The organism is Aeromicrobium sp. P5_D10, assembly GCF_054049535.1.
Genome location: NZ_JBFUME010000003.1, coordinates 568,321 through 585,941, shown reverse-complemented (window position 1 = coordinate 585,941; position 17,621 = coordinate 568,321). Strand labels below are relative to the sequence as shown.

Below are 17,621 nucleotides of genomic sequence, written 5' to 3'. Positions count from 1 at the left end.
AATGCTGCGACGCGCCGAGACGCGATAGCGTCATGGCCGTGTCCGACACCTTGTTGTTGATCTTCGATCTCGCCGGGATCGCCGTATTCGCATCCACGGGAGCCCTGGTCGCGGTCCGCAAGGAGCTGGACGTTTTCGGCGTGGCGGTGCTCGCGCTCATGACGGGTCTCGGCGGCGGAGTCATGCGCGATGTCCTGATCGGCGCGGTGCCGCCCAAGGCGCTCGACGACTGGCGATATCTCGTGGTGCCGTTCGCGACTGCGCTGGTGGTGTTTTTGTTTCATCCGACGTTCGGTCGTCTGGAGCGGGAGATCATGCTGCTGGACGCGCTCGGGCTGTCGCTGTTCTGTGTGACAGGCGCGGTCGCGGCCGAGGCGGCCGGTCTCAACGTGCTGGCCTCGTCGGCGCTGGGCATGCTGACCGGGATCGGCGGCGGCATGTTGCGTGACGTGGCATCGGGCCGTGTCCCAGCGGTCTTCCGGGGTGAGTTGTATGCCACACCGGCCTTCGCGGGTGCGCTCGTGGCCGCGGTCGTCGCGCATCAGGACTGGTCGCAGTGGTGGTACGGATTGGGCGCCGCGATCTGCCTGGTGTGGCGGGTGCTGGCGCTACGGCGTGGCTGGACGGCGCCCCTGCCGCCTGGCACGCACCTCGGCTGACGGCTTGGTAAACCGTCAGCGGGGGAGGAGCCCCGCGAAGTCGGGATCGGAGTGGGAATATCCGAAACGATGATGAGTGATCGAAATCGACTGCTCGAGCAGGAAGGGCAGTGCTTCGATCCGGCCGGACTGGGTCACGGGATCCGCGTAGACCGTCACATCCGGATCGCCGTCGAGGACGGTCGCGAGCCCCTTGGCATCGGTGCCGACCAGACGTACCCGCGAAGGACGTTCGCGCACGACGCGCGCGGTCCAGCCGTCGTCGGCCTCGACCCAGACCTCAGGGGCAAGGCCATCCGGCAGCGGTGTGCGGGAACTGACCGAGACCGGCGCTCCGGTCCGCGCCGCAGCCAGCAGGACGCGCACGAGTTCGGGCAGGTAGCCGTCGAATCGCACCGTGACGGGCGTCGGGACATAGCGCAGCAGATTTCGTTCGACCCCGAGCGCTGAGACATCTTTGGCCACACCGTACTCGCGGGTCCACGCGATGTCGTCGGACGCCGCCGCGGCCCGGAGGTCCGCGAACTCGGCCGCCGTGACGTGAGACTCGACGGCGGCGAGGACTGCGGCCACAGCGGGCGCGAACCTGATCTGCGTCGATACGGCCCGCAGCGGGCGAGGCTGCCAGGAGCCGAGGCAGGTCAGATAGTTGGGACCACCGGTTTTGGCGGTCGCGCCGACCGATGAACGCTTCCAGCCGCCGAAGGGCTGCCGCTGCACGATCGCGCCGGTGATGCCACGGTTGACGTACAGATTGCCCGCTTCGACGGCGTCGATCCAGGTCGATACCTCGGCGGCGTCGAGGGAGTGGATACCGGCAGTCAGGCCGAAGCCCGTGGCGTTCTGCCATCTGATCGCCTGCTCGAGCGACGAGGCGTGCATGATGCCGAGCACCGGACCGAGGTATTCGGTGGTGTGAAATGCGCTGCCGGGCCTGACACCGGTTCGGATGCCGGGTGACCAGAGACGTCCGTCCGTGCTGAGCTGGCGCGGTTCAAGGAGCCAGCGCTCACCCGGCCCGAGTGTTGTGAGGCCTTCGGTCAGCTCATCCGAAGGTGCCTCGATGAGCGGGCCCACTGCGACCTCGAGATCATCGGGCATCCCGATCTTGAGCGATGAGACCGCGTCGATGAGCTGACGTTCGAAGCGGGCCGAACCGGCCATGGAGCCCACCAGAATGGCCAGACTCGCGGCCGAACGCTTCTGACCGGCATGCGAGAAGGTGCTCTCGACCAGATCGGCGACCGCGAGGTCGATGTCGGCGTTGGGAGTGACGACGATTGCGTTCTTGCCGCTGGTCTCGGCCATCAGCGGCAGATCGGCCCGCCACGAGCGGAACAGCCGTGCGGTCTTCCAATCGCCGGTGAGGATGACCCGGTCGACACCGGAGTGCGAGATCAGCGCCTTGTCCAATGGACCTTCGTCGATCGTGACGAAGCGCAGCACTTCGCGGGGGACACCTGCCTGCCACAGAGCCTCGACCATGACAGCCGCGCAACGACGGGTTCGGGGTGCGGCCTTGACGATCACGGCGCTTCCGACGGCGAGGGCTGCGAGCACCGAACCGGCCGGGGTCGCAACCGGAGAGTTCCATGGCGGCACCACGACGACCAGCGAATCGGGCACGAATCGGGCACCGTCCACGACTTCGAGCCGGCGTGCCGAATCGGCGTAGTAGTGGGCGAAATCGACGGCTTCGCTGATCTCGGTGTCGGCCTCGGGGACGGTCTTGCCTGCCTCGGCCGCCATGACCGACACCAGATCGCCGCGTCGTGCGCCGAGCGCATTGGCTGCCTGGTGCAGGATCCAGCTGCGCACCTCCGGCCCGCGGGCTTCCCATGCGACTGCGGCATCACGGGCATCGTGGATGATCGTCTCGAGGCTGGCCGGACCGGGAACCTTGCCGATCTGGACCGTTTGACTGCCGAGCTGGGTGTACGACGAGCGCGCCACAGCGAGCCGAGCCCATTCGCGATTGGCCTCGATCGACGGATCGGTGTCGGGGGTGTTGACAAAAGTGTCGCCGGGACGCATCGAGAGCTCGGTCAGACGGTTCTGCACCCGGTGGGTGGCCGGTGCTGCCGCTTCGGTTTCCTTGACCGAAGCGACGAAGCGCTGGGCCTCGCGCTCGAACAGTGCCGGTTCGGGTGCCAGTTCGAATGCCGCCGACATGAAGTTGTCGGTGCCGGAATTCTCCTGGAGCAGTCGCACGAGATAGGGGATCGCGGCGTCGAACTCGGTGGGGTGCACGACCGGTGCATGGAGCAGCAACGGGCCGACGTCGGCCCGCACTCCGTCGGCCGGACCAGAGGCCATGCCGAGCGCCATCTCGAAGCCGACCCCGTCGCGGACGCCGCGATCGCCGGCGAGCAGCCACGCGTAGGCGATGTCGAACAGGTTCTGGCTGGCGACGCCGATGTGTATGGCATCGACCCGTTCGGGGCGAAGTGCCCACTGCAGGATTCGCTTGTATTGCGTGTCGGTCTCCTGCTTGGTCGACCAGGTGGCCAGAGGCCAGCCATGGATCTGCGCGTCGACGTGCTCCATCGCGAGGTGGCTGCCTTTGACGACTCGGACCTTGATGGCGGCCCCGCCGGCGGTACGGCGCCGCGCCGCCCACTCTTGCAGCGACTTCATGGCGGCCAGCGAATCGGGCAGATAGGCCTGCAGGACGACTCCCGCCTGGAGATCGGGGAATGAATCGAGGAGCCGGGTGAAGACCGCGATCGTCAGGTGGAGGTCTTGGTACTCCTCCATGTCGAGATCGATGAATTTCGATTGGCCGCCAGCGGCCCGGTCGAACAATGGCGTGAGCTGTTTGACGACCCGGTCGACGGACTCATCGAATGACCACATCGACAACTGGCTCGCGACCGACGAGACCTTGATCGAGATGTGGTCGACGTCGTCGCGTTCGAGCAGTTCGAGCGCGCTGTCGCGTCGTCGAGCGGCCTCGACCTCGCCCAGGACGGTCTCACCGAGCAGATGGAGATTGAGCCGATCGCCGGCCGAGCGCGACTTCTTGATCGCGCGGCCCAGTTGCGACGGTTGTGCGTCGACCATGAGGTGCCCGAGCAGACGACGCACGGTGCGCCGACCGATCCTGACGACGATGCCGGGGAACAGGACCGCTGCCATCGAGCCCAGTTTGAGCAGTAGGCGCTGGCCGAACGGCAGAGACGGCGGAAGATCTCGGCTGAGGGCACGGAGATGACGCGTCGCGACGCGGTGGTCGGCAGGACGAACGACCCGGTCGAGGAAGCCGATCGTGAACTCCAGTCCGCGGGGGTCCCGGAGCAGCGTCGCGAGGCGCTGGGCCGCGGGATCGGGTCGGCGTCCACGTGAGCGTTGACCGTCTGGGCTGTGGGGATCAATCCAGGCTCGGACGAGCTCGACGCTGCGGTCGGCAAGAGGCAGTTCGGTCATCGTGGGCCAATCCTAGTGACTTTGGTCCCGGTTGTTCACACTCCGTTGAACTCAGTCCGTCGAGCGGACGCTCCACGCGATCGCGGCACTGATGAGCCCGGCCGAGAGAGGCACTAAGAAGCCTGTCGATGCGCCGTGCCCGTCGATCACGACACCGACGACGGCAGCGCCCGGTGCGATGCCGACCGACATCCCGGTCATGCTCCAGGTGAGCCCCTCGGTGAGTCGCGAGGACGGCACTTGGCGCTCGATCAGTTGGACCATCGAGATGAGGCTCGGGGAGATCATGAATCCACCGAAGAACATGCCGACAGCGAGCAGGGGAATGCTCGACAACAGCATGAACGGAAGGAACAGCAGGCCGAGCAGCAGGATCGAGACCCGCAGGCGGCGCAGCGGATTCACGGCCTGGGGCAGCGCGCCGACCGCGACTCCTGCGACGAGACTGCCGGCTGCCCAGGCGGCCAGGACGAGACCGGCAGCACCGCGATTGCCGTGTTCGTCGGTGAAGCCCGCGATGACGACCTCGGCCGATCCGAAGATGATGCCGAGGCAACATGACACCGCGACCAGCGGGCCGAGCAGGACCCACCCGATCGGCGTGGGCTCCGTGCGATGCACATCGCTGACCGGCGGTGCGGTGCCGCGCTGCGCGGCGAAGGCCCAGCTGCCGAGGAATGCGGCGGTCGCAGCGAACAGGAGCCCGGAGATATCGCTGACATGCAGGGTGAGAAATGTCACGAGCACGGGGCCGACGATGAACGCGACCTCGTCGAGGACCGCCTCGATCGAGAATGCGGTGTTGAGCTGTTCACGGTCGGTCAGCAGATGTGACCAGCGGGCGCGGACCATGCTGCCGACCTGAGGGGTCGTCAATCCGGTGAGGATCAGGCACAAGTGCGGCCACGGAGCATCCCAGCCGGCGTCGAGCACGAGGATGAACGCGGTCATGCCCAGCAGATAGCACGCGCCGACCGTGTACAGGACCGTGCTCTGTCCCAGCCGGTCGACGAACCGTCCCTGCCAGGGGCCGAATGCTGCCGCCGAGAGCACGTAGGCCGCCGACATGACGCCGGCCTCGCCGTACGAACCTGTGCGCTCGTGGATCAGCAGGACGATGCCGAGTCCGGCCATCGACATTGGCAACCGGGCCCACCATGCGGTGAACGAGAACAGCGCCGCGCCCTGGTGCGACAGCGCGTCCCGGTACTTGGTCAGCATCCTTACCTTCCCAACGGGTGACCATTCGGTCCCGGTGCGAGAATAGGGCCATGAACGTTCGCCCCTTCGACGCGCTCCTGCTTGTCTCGTTCGGCGGTCCGGAACGGCCCGGCGATGTCGTGCCCTTCCTCGAGAATGTGACGGCCGGGCGCGGTATCCCGCGCGAACGTCTTGAAGAGGTCGGCCAGCACTACTTCCTGTTCGGCGGCAAGTCCCCGATCAACGACCTCAATCGTGAGCTGCTCGACGCATTGCGCAAGGACTTCGCCGATCACGGTCTCGACCTGCCGATCTACTGGGGCAACCGCAATTGGGATCCGTATCTGCGCGATACGGCCCGGCAGATGGCAGCGGACGGGATCGAACGAGCGGCCTGTTTCGTCACAAGTGCCTATTCGTCGTATTCGGGTTGCCGTCAGTACCGCGAGAATCTGTATGACGCGACGACGGGCCTCGACATCGAGCTCAGCCGCTTGCGGCACTACTTCAATCATCCGGGTTTCATCGGGCCGTTCAACGAGGCCACTCGGGAGGAGGTCGAGTCCGCGCCGGCTGGCACGCATGTCGTGTTCGTGACGCATTCGATCCCGACGACGATGAACGAGGCGAGCGGAGGCCCTGGCCGTCAGGCGTATGTGCGACAGCACGAGAGCGTTGCCGAGCTCGTCGCCGCGGGCGCCGGCGCTGACAGCTGGTCCTTGGCCTACTGCTCGCGTTCGGGCTCACCGCACACACCGTGGCTCGAGCCCGATATCAACGACCAGCTGCGGGCGCTGCACGCCGATGGCGTCGAATCGGTCATCGTGGTGCCGATCGGATTCATCTCCGATCACATGGAGGTCATCTACGATCTCGACACCGAGGGCAAGGCGACCGCCGATGATCTGGGCCTGCGCTATCGACGGGTCGACACGCCCGGAGCCCACCCGGACTTCGTCGCGATGGTTCGTGACTTGCTCATCGAGAGGGCCGCAGTCGAACGGGGAGAGACGATCACCCGCTCGAGCCTCGGGCCTTTGGGAGCCTCGCATGACGTGTGCGCCGTCGACTGCTGCGTGAACCCCCGTTCAGCTCTGCCCACGATCGCGTGAACGCGCCTGTGAGCGCTCTGGCGAGCCTTCTGGAGCTCGCCCGGACCGTGGGCCTGGAGGCCGCCGAGTTCGTACGCCGTAGCCGTCCTGACGGTCGCGTCGACGTCGCCACGACCAAGAGCAGCCCGACGGACGTCGTCACGGAGATCGACCAGGCCTGCGAACGGCTGATCCGCGACCGGATCTTCGCCGCCAGACCCGACGACGGATTCGTCGGGGAGGAAGGCGACGACATCATCGGCAGGTCAGGTGTCGACTGGATCGTCGATCCGATCGACGGCACGGTCAACTTCATCCACGGCATCGCGGCCTATGCCGTCGCGATCGCGGCGCGTCGAAACGGCGTCATCGTGGCGGGATATGTCGTCAACATCGCGAACGGCGATGAATGGGGCGCCGAGCTCGGTGCCGGCTCATGGCGGTACGACGGGGACGCGCGGATCATGCTGACCGCACCGGTCGGTGCACCGCTGTCGCGCGCGGTCGTGGCATCGGGATTCCACTACGTCCAGGAGATCCGGGCCAAGCAGGCGGCCGCGATGGCCAGGTTCCTGCCGCAGATCGCCGACATCCGTCGCACCGGGTCGGCGGCGCTCAACCTGTGTGCTCTCGCCGAGGGCCAGTACGACATGTATTTCGAGCAGGGACTGCATCTGTGGGATCAGGCCGCAGCGGGACTGGTTGCGACCGAATCGGGGCTGATCGTGACCGGATTCGACAGCGAGCCGAATGAACGTATGGTGATGGCAGCACACCCAGCCATGGCAGAGGAATATTTTGCCCTGGTTCGCACTTGTGGGTTCTGAGTGTGACGACCACATCGACATGTGGCACAATCACGCCGGTTGTTCCGCACAATAGGAGAGTTGATGGCTACCGACTACGACGCACCGCGCAAGACTGAAGAAGAGCAGTCCGAGGACAGTATCGAGGAGCTCAAGGCGCGTCGGCACGAGAAGAATTCCGGCAAGGTCGATGAGGACGAGACCGAGGCGGCGGAGTCATTCGAGCTGCCCGGAGCCGACCTCTCGCACGAAGAGCTGGCCGTCCAGGTGGTTCCCAAGCAGCTCGACGAGTTCACCTGCTCGTCATGCTTCCTGGTTCACCACCGCAGCCAACTCGCGTCGGAGAAGAATGGCGCGTTCATCTGTCGCGATTGCGCCGACTGACTTTTCGGGGTGACGATGCTGGAGCCGGTTCCTTCGGGGCCGGCTCCTTTGCGTCGCGGGTCGTCGCCGTCACATCAGTCTTGACCAGCGGCTTCATACCCGGGGGCAACTGGCCGGTCGACTTGACCCAGTAGGTCGCCGCGCCACGTCGCGTCGCGACCTTCACGAGTTCGACCATGGCCCCGCCGACCACGGCCCACGCCACGGCCTCACGGGTGCTGACCTCGGGATGACGTCCCGTGGTCGGGGGCTTCTTGCCGGTGACCGCGCGCCAGGTGAGCATCGTCGCGCGCTGGGCTACGAGCCCCGCCGCGATGGTCGCGCCCTTGTCCATCAACTTCCAGGTGCCCTTGCCGGGTGCCTTCGTCGTGGGCGTCGCAGCTGCCTGGGCCTCGAGCGAGGACGGCTTCTTCTTACGCTTCTTTGCCACTGGGAGCGTCTCCGTTCGATCGTGTGGGTGCCAGCGCCGTGGCCAAGGCCTCGGGATGTCGGCTTGAGATCAGCCAGTATGGTGCCGGATCGGTCGGATCGTCGACGACAACGGCGATTCCATGGTCGAGATAGGGCCGAGTCATGAGGTAGGCGCGGGCATCGGCCTCGGTACCGAGACGGGCCCGGTAGGCCGCCCGGTTGAGCGCCGTGGCCTGGCCGATGAATTCAGGTTCCAGGTGGGCCTGGCCGACGCGGAGTCCGTTGGCGTCGACCGTGATCAGGACAGATCCGTAGCGCCAGACCAGATAGCAGCCCGCAGCGGCCAACAGCGCCGTGACGGTGATCGTGATGGGCCACGTCGTCACGACCCAGAACACCCAGCCCCACACGAGGGCAAATCCGATGGCGGCCAGCCACCAGGACACGGGAGCGGTCAGACGTTCGCGGTAGTTCGTCACAGTTCAACTTTGCCTCATGACGGTTGCGGACCCGACGCAGGTAGGGTCGCAGCCATGTTCGAGGTGACTGTGACACGGCTTGATCCGAGCGTCCCCCTGCCGGAGTACGCGCATCCCGGTGACGCCGGCGCGGATCTGGTGACGACGATCGACGTCGAGCTGGCACCCGGCCAACGGGTCCTGGTGCCGACCGGTATCGCGATCGCGCTGCCCGATGGGCTGGCGGCCTTCGTGCACCCGCGGTCGGGGCTTGCGCTGCGTCTCGGCCTGTCGATCGTCAACACCCCCGGAACGATCGATGCGGGCTATCGCGGCGAGATCAAGGTCCTGCTGATCAACCACGACCCGCGCGAGACGATCACATTGAGTCGCGGGGATCGCATCGCGCAGCTCGTGATCCAACGGGTCGAGCGTGCCATCTTCACAGAAGTTGTGGCGCTTGATGGTTCCGCGCGAGGCGCGGGGGGATACGGTTCTACAGGTGGTCATGCGACCGCTGACATCCACGAGGAGAACAGCTAATGGCACGCCGACGCAATAAGAATCAGCCTGTCGAGGAACAGGTCGAGGAGAGCAAGCCGGTCGAGGGGTTCCGTCACCTCGGTCCTTGGGACTCATCTGAGCGTTCGCCGGGGGACGACCCCGCCTATGTCGACCTCGGTGCGCTACTCGTGAAGGTTCGCGTCGGTCTCAATCTCGAAATGCCGGTCGACGAGAACGACAACATCGGTTCGGTTGTACTGATCACCGACAATGCGGCTCTCGAACTGCGGGCATTCGCGGCCAACAAGTCCGGTGGGCTCTGGGACGAGGTCCGTGATGACCTGATCTTGGAGGTTGAGCGGCTCAATGGTCAGTGTGAGCAGGTGGACGGCTTGTTCGGCCCCGAACTCCACGTCCGTGTGCCCGTCGAGGTCGAGGGCGAGGAAGGTTTCCAGCCCAGCCGGATCGTCGGGATAGAGGGTCCCCGGTGGTTGTTGCGCGCGACGTTCCTGGGCGATGCGGGCCTCAATGTCTCCGACGAGGGCATCCTCATGGACGCGCTGCGCGATGTCATCGTCGTCCGGGGCAGCGAGCCCCGGCTGCTGCGTGAAGCACTGCTTCTGACGCCGCCGACGACCGACACCGTCGTCCTCGACGGAGAGTAGAATCGGGGTATGGGACTCTTCAGCCGCACGCTCGAACGGCTGTCGTCAGAGCAGCAAGAGGCCGGCGAACTCAAAAGCGATGCGACCAAGGCAGGTTGCAAGCTCATCGCCTCATTGCCCGACCGTTCGGTCGTGGCGGTGCACGGGGTCCTGCGGTCGGTCACGCTGCGGCCCGTCGACGGTGTGACGGCGCTGGAGGCAGAACTCTACGACGGTTCCGACACCGTCACGCTGATCTGGCTGGGTCGCCGCAGGATCGCCGGCGTCGCGGTCGGACGTCAACTGACCGCGCACGGGCGCATCGGCATGCGGGGTATGGAGCGTGTCCTGTACAACCCGCGGTATGAGCTCGACGCGTGACCAGTAGTCAGGTCACCGTCGAACAGGTCGTTCGCGCCCAGCTGGCCAGGGCACTCGGCGGCCGTCGGGGCATCGTCGAGAGCGCGGTTCCCACAGCGCTGTTCACGGTGCTTTTCCTGACGACCGACCAGATCCGGCTCTCGCTGTACGTCAGCATCGGTGTCACCGCCGGCCTTCTGCTGCTGCGGATTTTGCAGCGTTCGACGACCCAGTTCGTGTTCAACGCCCTTGTCGGCATCGGCATCGGTGCCTTGTTCGCCTACCGCGCCTCACAGTCCGGCGGCTCGGACGAGGACATCGCACGGGCGGTCTTCACGCCCGGGATCATCTACAACAGCGGCTACGCCGTCGTCATCATCTTCACGATCGTGATCGGTTGGCCCATCGTCGGGTTCATGGTGGGTTCTGTCACCGGCGACGCGACGGCTTGGCACAGCGACAAGGCCATGGTCAAGCTGTGCTCGCAGCTGACCTGGATCCTGGCGATCCCGTGCGTCATCCGCGTCGCGGTGCAGCTCCCGTTGTGGCTCAACCACGAGATCGGTCTACTCGGGGCCTCGAAGATCGCTCTGGGCTGGCCGCTGCAACTCGCGTCCTTTGCGGCCATGGCCTGGCTGCTGAGCCGAAACCGGACCCCCATCGAGGGCCCGTCATAGACAGGCCCGCTGACGAGGCGGTTATCGCCCGCCGACGAGCGAGTTCTCGTCCCGGCCTAGCGATCTGATGGCTCCTCGGCGGGCCATAGCAGCCTCCTCAGCCGGGGTCGCCCTGCGCGCGTACCCCTTAGCCCTTGGGGGAGAGGAGTTCGCCCAGGTTGTCTTCGGCCTCACAGGGGGTCACGAACAGGAGTTCGTCGCCTGACTCCAGGGAGCGGTCGGCGTCGGGCGTCTGGATGCTGTTGTCGCGCAGGATCGCGACCAGCACGACATCGGTCGGCCACGGCACTTCGCTGACCCGCTTGCCGACGAACGGCGAATCGGCGGGCATCGTCAGCTCGACCAGGTTGGTATTGCTCTGGCGGAACGTGAACAGCCGCACGAGGTCTCCGACCGTGACGGCCTCCTCGACCAGCGCCGACATCAACCGCGGGGTCGAGACCGAGACGTCGACACCCCAGGACTCGCTGAACAGCCACTCATTGCTGGGATGGTTGACCCGGCCCACGGTGCGCGGCACCGCGAACTCGGTCTTGGCGAGCAGCGAGATGACGAGATTGGCCTTGTCGTCACCCGTCGCGGAGATGACGACATCGCATGATTCGAGCTGTGCCTCCTCCAGAGACGACAGCTCGCAAGCGTCGGCAAGGAGCCATTGGGCCTTGGGCACCATCTCGGAGCGGATCGAGGCCGGCGACTTGTCGATCAGCAAGATCGTGTGGCCGTTGTCGATGAGTTCTTGAGCCACGGAGCGGCCGACGGCTCCGGCTCCGGCGATCACGACGCGCATCAGTCGGCCTCCGGCCCTGCTTCGAGCGCTGCATGGGTGCTCTCGGCGGATGCCTCGAGCATGAAGACGCTGAGATAGTCGCCTTCTTGGATCACGGTGTCGGGGCGTGCGATGAGGCCCGCACCCAGGCGGGACAGATAGGCGACACGGACACTGGCAGCCTCCTCGAGATCGGCGATCCGGTGCCCGATCCAGGAGAAAGGCGCATACACCAGGTCGAGCCGGACGTCGCCGGACTGGTCGCGCCAGGCAGGCTCGGTGCCTGCTGGGAGGAGCCGCCGCAGGACCTGGTCGGCGGCCCAGGGGACCGTCGCCACGGTGGGTACGCCGAGTCGCTCGTAGACCTCGGCACGTCCCGGGTCGTAGATACGCGCGACGACGTTCTCGACCTGGAACTGCTCACGCGCGACACGCGCGGAGATGATATTGGAGTTGTCACCGCTGGAGACTGCGGCGAAGGCGTCGGCCCGTTCGATGCCGGCCTTCTTCAAGACCTCGCGGTCGAAGCCCATGCCGGTCACCGTGATTCCGGTGAATCGCGTCCCCAAGCGGCGAAACGCGTCGGGATTGGTGTCGATGACGGCGGTGGAGTGGCCGCGTTGCTCGAGGCTTCGCGTCAGCGTCGAGCCGACGCGGCCGCAGCCCATGATCACGATGTGCACGCAGGCGACGCTACACCGGCTGGGCCACACGTGCGCGCATGAGGCTTGTGAGGTCTAGCATCATCTCTCGTGGGAGTTACCGAGGTCCTCAAGCGCGCAGTAGTCGGGCGCAAGCTCCGCAGCACCCAATTGGGCGAGACGTTGCTGCCCAAGCGCATCGCCCTGCCGGTCTTTGCCAGTGATGCGCTGTCGTCTGTCGCATATGCGCCCGACGAGATCTTCCTGACCTTGTCGCTGGGCGGTCTGTCGGCCTATGCGTTCAATTGGAAGATCGGCATCGCCGTGACACTGGTCCTGCTGACTGTCGTGGCGTCATATCGCCAGAACGTCCATGCCTACCCCAGCGGTGGAGGCGACTATGAAGTCGCCACGGTCAATCTCGGCCCGACGGCCGGTCTAACGGTCGGCAGTGCGCTGCTTGTCGACTATGTCCTCACCGTCGCGGTGTCGATCTCCTCGGGCGTGCAGAATGCGACGTCCGCGTTGCCCTGGCTCAACGGGCACGAGGCGACGGCCGCATCCGTGCTGGTGCTCCTGCTGATGGCGATGAACCTGCGTGGCACCAAGGAGTCGGGGCGCGCTTTCGCCGTGCCGACCTACCTGTTCATGATCGCGATCCTGATGATGGGCCTGTGGGGCTATTCGCGCTATCTGTTCGGCGATCTGCCGGACGCTCCGAGTGCCAGCTTCGATATCGCGCCCGAGGGGCAGTTCGAACAGGGCCTGACCGGCGTCGCGATGGTGTTCTTGCTGGCACGGGCATTCTCATCGGGTTGCGCGGCGCTGACGGGCGTCGAGGCGATCAGCAACGGCGTTCCGGCGTTCAAGAAACCCAAGAGCAAGAATGCCGCGACGACGCTGCTGTTGCTGGGGACGCTCGCGATCGCGATGCTCATGAGCATCATCGTGCTGGCCGACCTGATGAAGCTGCGGTACGTGGAGGACCCGGCACATCAGCTCCTCGAGAAGGGTGTCCCGGTCGGATCGTCCTATGAGCAGGACACCGTGATCGGTCAGCTGGCCAAGACGCTGTATTCAGACTTCACTCCGCTGTTCTACTTCACGATCGCATGCACCGGCATCATCTTGGTCCTGGCCGCCAATACCGCGTTCAACGGATTCCCGGTCCTCGGCTCGATCCTGGCCCGCGACGGATTTCTGCCCCGCCAGCTCGACACCCGCGGCGACCGGCTGACGTTCAGCAACGGCATCATCGTCTTGGCGCTTGCCGCGATCGTCCTGATCCAGGCCTTCGACGCCGAGGTCACCAAGCTCATCCAGCTGTACATCGTGGGCGTTTTCGTCTCGTTCAATCTGAGCCAGCTCGGCATGATCCGGCACTGGAACAGACATCTGCGCTCGGAGACCGATCCGGCCGAACGCAAACGGATGATGCGCTCGCGGGCGGTCAACACGATCGGCTTGGCGATGACCGCGACGGTGCTCGTCATCGTGCTGTTGACCAAGTTCCTGGCCGGTGCGTGGATCGCGATCGTGGCGATGATCGGCGTCTTCTTGTTGATGCGCGGTATCGGGCGTCACTACGACCGGGTCTCCGATGAGCTGGCGATCGATGACTCCGACGTCATCTTGCCCTCGCGCGTCCATGCGATCGTCCTGGTGAGTCGCCTGCACAAACCGACGATGCGGGCTCTGGCGTACGCGCGGGTGTCACGGCCCAACTCGCTCGAGGCGCTGACCGTCGATTTCGACTCCGACCAGACGGCCAAGTTGATCAAGCAGTGGGAGGAACTGGCCATCCCAGTGCCGCTGAAGGTCATCGACTCCCCGTACCGTGAACTGGTCCGGCCCGTCATCCGGTACGTCAAGGAACTGCGCAAGTCCAGTCCGCGCGACGTCATCACGGTCTACATCCCCGAGTACGTCGTGGGCCGTTGGTGGGAGCAGGTACTGCACAATCAGACCGCGTTGCGGCTCAAGGGCCGACTGTTGTTCATGCCCGGCGTCATGGTGACGAGCGTGCCCTACCAGCTGAGTTCGGCGGGTCTGGCGAAGAAGAAGATGGCCAAGGAACGGCCTGCAGCCGGCGATGTCCGCCGTGGAGTGGAAGAGCGCGAGTGAGCACTGAGGCAATTGTCGACGTCGGCCCGGTCGCCCATGGCGGTCACTGTGTGGCGCGGCTCGACGGGCAGGTCGTATTCGTGCGGCACACGCTGCCAGGGGAGCGCGTTCGGATCACGATCACCGAACGGACCAAGACGTTCCTGCGCGCTGACGCGATCGAGGTGCTCGAAGCCGCCCCGGGACGGGTCGCCGCGCCGTGCGCCTATGCCGGTTCGTGCGGGGGCTGCGACTTCCAGCACGTCGATCCGGCGGTGCAACGTGAGCTGTTGGGCGATGTGGTCCGCGAACAACTGCGCAGACTTGCCGGCCTGACCTGGGACGGCGTCGTGGAGGCAGCTTCGCCCGACGCTCTGGGTTGGCGGACGCGGGTGCAGTTCGCGGTCGATCGACAAGGACGCCCGGGACTGCGGAAGCACCGTTCGCACGAGATCATCCCGGTGGCCGAGTGCGTCATCGCGCATCCGGGATTGCCGACCGTGTTGGGTCGCACCTGGGACGCCGATGCGGTCGAGGCCATCGTGTCGTCCACCGGCGAGAGGCTGCTGGTCACCGACGCCAGCATCACCGACGAGGTCGAGGCCGAGGTCGACGGGATCGTCGCGAGCGACGGCACGACCCGCGGCGGACGTGGAGCCCTGACCGAACGGGTGCACAGCACCGACTTCCGCGTCTCCGGTTCGGGTTTCTGGCAGGTCCATCCCGAGGCCGCCGCCACCTTGGTCGATGCGGTGCTCGAGGGAGCGCAGGTCGAGGCCGGAGACACCGTGCTCGACCTGTATGCCGGAGTGGGCTTGTTCACGGCCTTCCTGGCAGCAGCCGTCGGTGAAACCGGCTCGGTGCTGAGCGTCGAGTCGGATCCGGGAGGTTCGCGCGATGCTCGGCGCAATCTGCACGATCTGGCACAGGTCCGCCTGGTCGGCGAGACGGTCGAACGCGCGCTGCGGCACGGAACCCTCGGCGAGTCCGCTGACATCGTCGTGCTTGACCCACCACGTGTTGGCGCCAAGAAGGCCGTCGCCGATATCGCCGCGCTGGGTCCCCGCCGAATCGTCTACGTCGCGTGCGATCCGGCAGCCTTGGCCCGAGACCTGGCCTCGTTCGCGAGCAAGGGCTATCAGCTGACGAGCCTGCGCGCGTTCGCACTGTTCCCGATGACCCACCATGTCGAGTGTGTCGCGATCCTGGAGCCCAGCCCACCCCCACGCTGACGAGGCTGGTTGTCGCCCGCCGAGGAGGCGCTTGTCGTCCCCGCTGTGAGGCGGGAACTACCTCGCCGAGGGGCCGTAAGTGCCTCCCCAGCGTGAACGGGGGTCAACGCCGTCCGAGTAGCGCGCTCATGACGGCTGCGCAGAGGGCCAGCGACACCATCGCGCCATTCGCATCGGGCGCGACAAGCAGCGGGATTGTCAAGAGCGCGAGGACGTCGAAGCCCCGGGCCGAGCTGACGATCAGCCCGGGCGGAATCGCACCGGCCGGGGAGGTTACCAACGGCATCGAATAGTTCGGGGGCCCCGCCAGCAGCAGTCGGGCGATCGCGGCCACTGCGGCGGCTCCGACAGCCAGCGCGACGACGAAGGCTTCGCCGGCAGTGCCGTCGGAGCCGTGACTCATCGCAGGTGCTGCTGCGAGCGACCACAGGATGACGACACCCCCCGGAACTGCCAGGGTCGCGGCGCGCACGAGCGCGACCGGGATCGGGAAGCAGCGCACGAGGCCTGGGCTGGTGGCGACGGTGCGCAGTGCCGGGAACAGCCACAGCCCGCCGAAGAGTGCCGTCAGCGCGCTGATCGGGATGATCGCGAGGTCGAGACCGAGGGCGACCAGAACGTACGGCACGATCAGCATCGCGGCGAACGCCGTGACCGGGCCAGGGGACCGGCGTAGACGTACGACGTCACGCCACAGAATCGCCCACGCGCCGCCAGGTCCTCGTCGCACGGGCCGGACGGTAGCGACGGTCCGCCATTTGCGGGCGACGAGAACGTCGTAGGCCAAGGTGAAGTCGAGCCCCGCGAGGGCGCCCGACATGCTCGACAGCACGGAGCCCGACGCGGTCAGGTCTGCTCGGCGCAGGGCCGTGACCTGACGCAGTGCCCAGAGTGACAGGGCAACGGCCGCCACCGCCGAGATGCCTACGAAAGTCACGCCCCAGGGGCCGTCGATCCAGGCGGTTCCGGTCCGGGGTGCTCGGCTCATCGTGATGAGCAGCGCCCACACCCAAGCGATCGCGGCAAGGACGAGGGCCGCGTCGCGGGCACGGTGCTGGGGCCGCTGCTGCCAATGTGCTGCGAGCGCCGTCATGCCCGCGGCGGCCAAGGCGGCACCGCAGGCCCAGTACGTGAGCGCAACCGGCGGCAGGCCGGCCAGCAGTCCTGAGACCGCGACCGCTGCGCCGCACGACAAGGCAGATGCCGCCGATGCCAGTAACAGACGGCCCCGGAGAACAGGACGCCGGTCGATAGGCGCGCTGAGCAGCCAGCTGCCGGCGGCAGGGGTGACCATCACCGGACCCAGCACGCCGGCGACCGCCGCCACCAGTGCGAGTGCTCCCAGGGTGGACGGCCACAGCAGGGAGGTGCGGGCGTCGCCGCACGCTGCCGTCGTACATTCAGCGGCGACGTTGACCCGGGTCTGGATCAGCGCGCTGATCGACATCGCACTGATCACGACTGCGGAGAACACCCACACGTACGCCTCGGACAACTGCTCGTACAGGGTCGTGTCGGCCCGCTCGCGCCGCCACGAGCGCATCTGCCGCCGCAGCGCCCGACCTTCGGCCCTACCGGGGGACGTCGCTGTCATCCGAGGTCGAGGATCAAGTCGGCGACGGCATCGACCAGGTCTTCGTCATGGCTCACCAACAAGATCCCCAGGCCGTCGGCCTTCTCGGCGATGAGTCGCTCGGCGAGCCATTCGATGCCCGCCGCGTCGAGCCGCTGTTCGGGCTCGTCGAGGACCAGGAGTCGGCGCGGACGAACGAATGCGCTCGCCAGGGCCAGCCGGCGCCGCTGCCCCGACGACAGGGTGCCGGGAAGCTGGGCGGCCTGGCCTCGGAGTCCGACATCGGCGAGCACGGCGTCGACCACGGATCCGGCGCCCTCGACGCGGTGTGCGCGGGCGAACAGTTCGAGGTGTTCGGCCACGCTGAGGTCGGGGAAGAACGACAGGTCGTCCATCACGACGGCAAGATCTCGCCGCGTCGCCGCGCTGCGTTCGTCGAGTGGGGCACCGTTGAGTTCGACTGTTCCGCTCGTCGGCCGGTCCGCTCCGCAGATGCAGCGTAGGGCGGTCGACTTGCCGGAGCCGTTCGGACCGATGAGGGCCAGCGCCTGCCCGCTTTCGAGATCGAGGTCCAATCCGGTCAGCACCTGGAGATCACCGAAGTGACGCTGTAGGTCTCGGACACGCAGAAGCGGCGGCGGGGAAGACACGGACATGCCTATGACGATAGGTCCCGCGCCAAC

The 17,621-nt window shown here is 66.4% G+C and carries 18 protein-coding genes; 10 read left to right on the top strand and 8 right to left on the bottom strand.

What is annotated here, in order from left to right; genetic code table 11:
* The first annotated feature begins 38 nt into the window (after positions 1–38).
* Positions 39–659, top strand: a complete 621-nt coding sequence (locus ACXJKC_RS07790) for a trimeric intracellular cation channel family protein (RefSeq protein WP_456696122.1) — start codon at positions 39–41, stop codon at positions 657–659.
* A gap of 15 nt (positions 660–674) precedes the next feature.
* Here the strand turns inward: ACXJKC_RS07790 and ACXJKC_RS07785 are convergent, their stop codons facing one another.
* Positions 675–4,085 (bottom strand): proline dehydrogenase family protein, encoded by a 3,411-nt coding sequence (locus ACXJKC_RS07785; RefSeq protein WP_456696121.1) that lies wholly within the window; start codon positions 4,083–4,085, stop codon positions 675–677.
* 51 nt (positions 4,086–4,136) lie between these two features.
* Positions 4,137–5,306: an MFS transporter gene (locus tag ACXJKC_RS07780; protein WP_456696120.1), complete on the bottom strand. Its 1,170-nt coding sequence runs from the start codon at positions 5,304–5,306 to the stop codon at positions 4,137–4,139.
* Positions 5,307–5,356: 50 nt separating this feature from the next.
* Between ACXJKC_RS07780 and ACXJKC_RS07775 the strand changes: the two genes are divergently transcribed.
* The 3 genes from ACXJKC_RS07775 to ACXJKC_RS07765 all read left to right on the top strand — a co-directional run bounded on the left by ACXJKC_RS07775 (position 5,357) and on the right by ACXJKC_RS07765 (position 7,566).
* Positions 5,357–6,397, top strand: coding sequence for a ferrochelatase (locus ACXJKC_RS07775; protein WP_456696119.1), 1,041 nt, complete (start codon positions 5,357–5,359; stop codon positions 6,395–6,397).
* A complete protein-coding gene (locus tag ACXJKC_RS07770) occupies positions 6,394–7,203 on the top strand; it encodes an inositol monophosphatase family protein (RefSeq protein WP_456696118.1) in 810 nt (269 codons plus the stop codon). Before ACXJKC_RS07775 ends, ACXJKC_RS07770 begins: the two co-directional genes overlap by 4 nt.
* A 63-nt stretch (positions 7,204–7,266) precedes the next feature.
* Positions 7,267–7,566 (top strand): DUF4193 domain-containing protein, encoded by a 300-nt coding sequence (locus ACXJKC_RS07765; RefSeq protein ID WP_456696117.1) that lies wholly within the window; start codon positions 7,267–7,269, stop codon positions 7,564–7,566.
* On the opposite strand, the gene ACXJKC_RS07760 is transcribed toward ACXJKC_RS07765, so the two are convergent.
* A complete protein-coding gene (locus ACXJKC_RS07760; protein ID WP_456696116.1) occupies positions 7,541–7,996 on the bottom strand; it encodes a DUF4235 domain-containing protein in 456 nt (151 codons plus the stop codon). The genes ACXJKC_RS07765 and ACXJKC_RS07760 overlap by 26 nt on opposite strands.
* Positions 7,980–8,456, bottom strand: a complete 477-nt coding sequence (locus tag ACXJKC_RS07755) for a DUF3093 domain-containing protein (RefSeq protein ID WP_456696115.1) — start codon at positions 8,454–8,456, stop codon at positions 7,980–7,982. The genes ACXJKC_RS07760 and ACXJKC_RS07755 overlap by 17 nt, the downstream gene beginning before the upstream one ends.
* Before the next feature lie 54 nt (positions 8,457–8,510).
* Between ACXJKC_RS07755 and dut the strand changes: the two genes are divergently transcribed.
* The 4 genes from dut to ACXJKC_RS07735 are packed head-to-tail and all read left to right on the top strand — an operon-like array spanning position 8,511 to position 10,620.
* Complete coding sequence (gene dut / locus ACXJKC_RS07750; RefSeq protein WP_456696114.1) at positions 8,511–8,978, top strand: dUTP diphosphatase; 468 nt, start codon at positions 8,511–8,513, stop codon at positions 8,976–8,978.
* Positions 8,978–9,604, top strand: coding sequence for a DUF3710 domain-containing protein (locus tag ACXJKC_RS07745; protein WP_456696113.1), 627 nt, complete (start codon positions 8,978–8,980; stop codon positions 9,602–9,604). The genes dut and ACXJKC_RS07745 overlap by 1 nt, the downstream gene beginning before the upstream one ends.
* 9 nt (positions 9,605–9,613) lie before the next feature.
* Positions 9,614–9,964, top strand: a complete 351-nt coding sequence (locus tag ACXJKC_RS07740; protein ID WP_456696112.1) for an OB-fold nucleic acid binding domain-containing protein — start codon at positions 9,614–9,616, stop codon at positions 9,962–9,964.
* Complete coding sequence (locus ACXJKC_RS07735; protein WP_456696111.1) at positions 9,961–10,620, top strand: DUF3159 domain-containing protein; 660 nt, start codon at positions 9,961–9,963, stop codon at positions 10,618–10,620. The genes ACXJKC_RS07740 and ACXJKC_RS07735 overlap by 4 nt, the downstream gene beginning before the upstream one ends.
* A 127-nt stretch (positions 10,621–10,747) precedes the next feature.
* Here ACXJKC_RS07735 and ACXJKC_RS07730 read toward each other — a convergent pair whose 3' ends face one another.
* Both ACXJKC_RS07730 and ACXJKC_RS07725 read right to left on the bottom strand, forming a co-directional pair.
* The gene (locus ACXJKC_RS07730) at positions 10,748–11,410 is read right to left on the bottom strand and encodes a potassium channel family protein (RefSeq protein ID WP_456696110.1); all 663 of its coding nucleotides are present in this window, start codon (positions 11,408–11,410) and stop codon (positions 10,748–10,750) included.
* Positions 11,410–12,072, bottom strand: coding sequence for a potassium channel family protein (locus ACXJKC_RS07725; RefSeq protein ID WP_456696109.1), 663 nt, complete (start codon positions 12,070–12,072; stop codon positions 11,410–11,412). Before ACXJKC_RS07725 ends, ACXJKC_RS07730 begins: the two co-directional genes overlap by 1 nt.
* 69 nt (positions 12,073–12,141) lie before the next feature.
* Between ACXJKC_RS07725 and ACXJKC_RS07720 the strand changes: the two genes are divergently transcribed.
* Together ACXJKC_RS07720 and ACXJKC_RS07715 are read left to right on the top strand one after the other, a co-directional pair.
* Complete coding sequence (locus tag ACXJKC_RS07720; protein WP_456696108.1) at positions 12,142–14,154, top strand: APC family permease; 2,013 nt, start codon at positions 12,142–12,144, stop codon at positions 14,152–14,154.
* The gene (locus ACXJKC_RS07715; protein WP_456696107.1) at positions 14,151–15,365 is read left to right on the top strand and encodes a class I SAM-dependent RNA methyltransferase; all 1,215 of its coding nucleotides are present in this window, start codon (positions 14,151–14,153) and stop codon (positions 15,363–15,365) included. Before ACXJKC_RS07720 ends, ACXJKC_RS07715 begins: the two co-directional genes overlap by 4 nt.
* 103 nt (positions 15,366–15,468) lie before the next feature.
* Here the strand turns inward: ACXJKC_RS07715 and ACXJKC_RS07710 are convergent, their stop codons facing one another.
* On the bottom strand, positions 15,469–16,959 hold the full coding sequence (locus ACXJKC_RS07710; RefSeq protein WP_456696106.1) for a DUF6297 family protein: 1,491 nt from the start codon (positions 16,957–16,959) through the stop codon (positions 15,469–15,471).
* Positions 16,956–17,594 (bottom strand): ABC transporter ATP-binding protein, encoded by a 639-nt coding sequence (locus tag ACXJKC_RS07705; RefSeq protein ID WP_456696105.1) that lies wholly within the window; start codon positions 17,592–17,594, stop codon positions 16,956–16,958. The genes ACXJKC_RS07710 and ACXJKC_RS07705 overlap by 4 nt, the downstream gene beginning before the upstream one ends.
* Between the last annotated feature and the right edge of the window lie 27 nt (positions 17,595–17,621).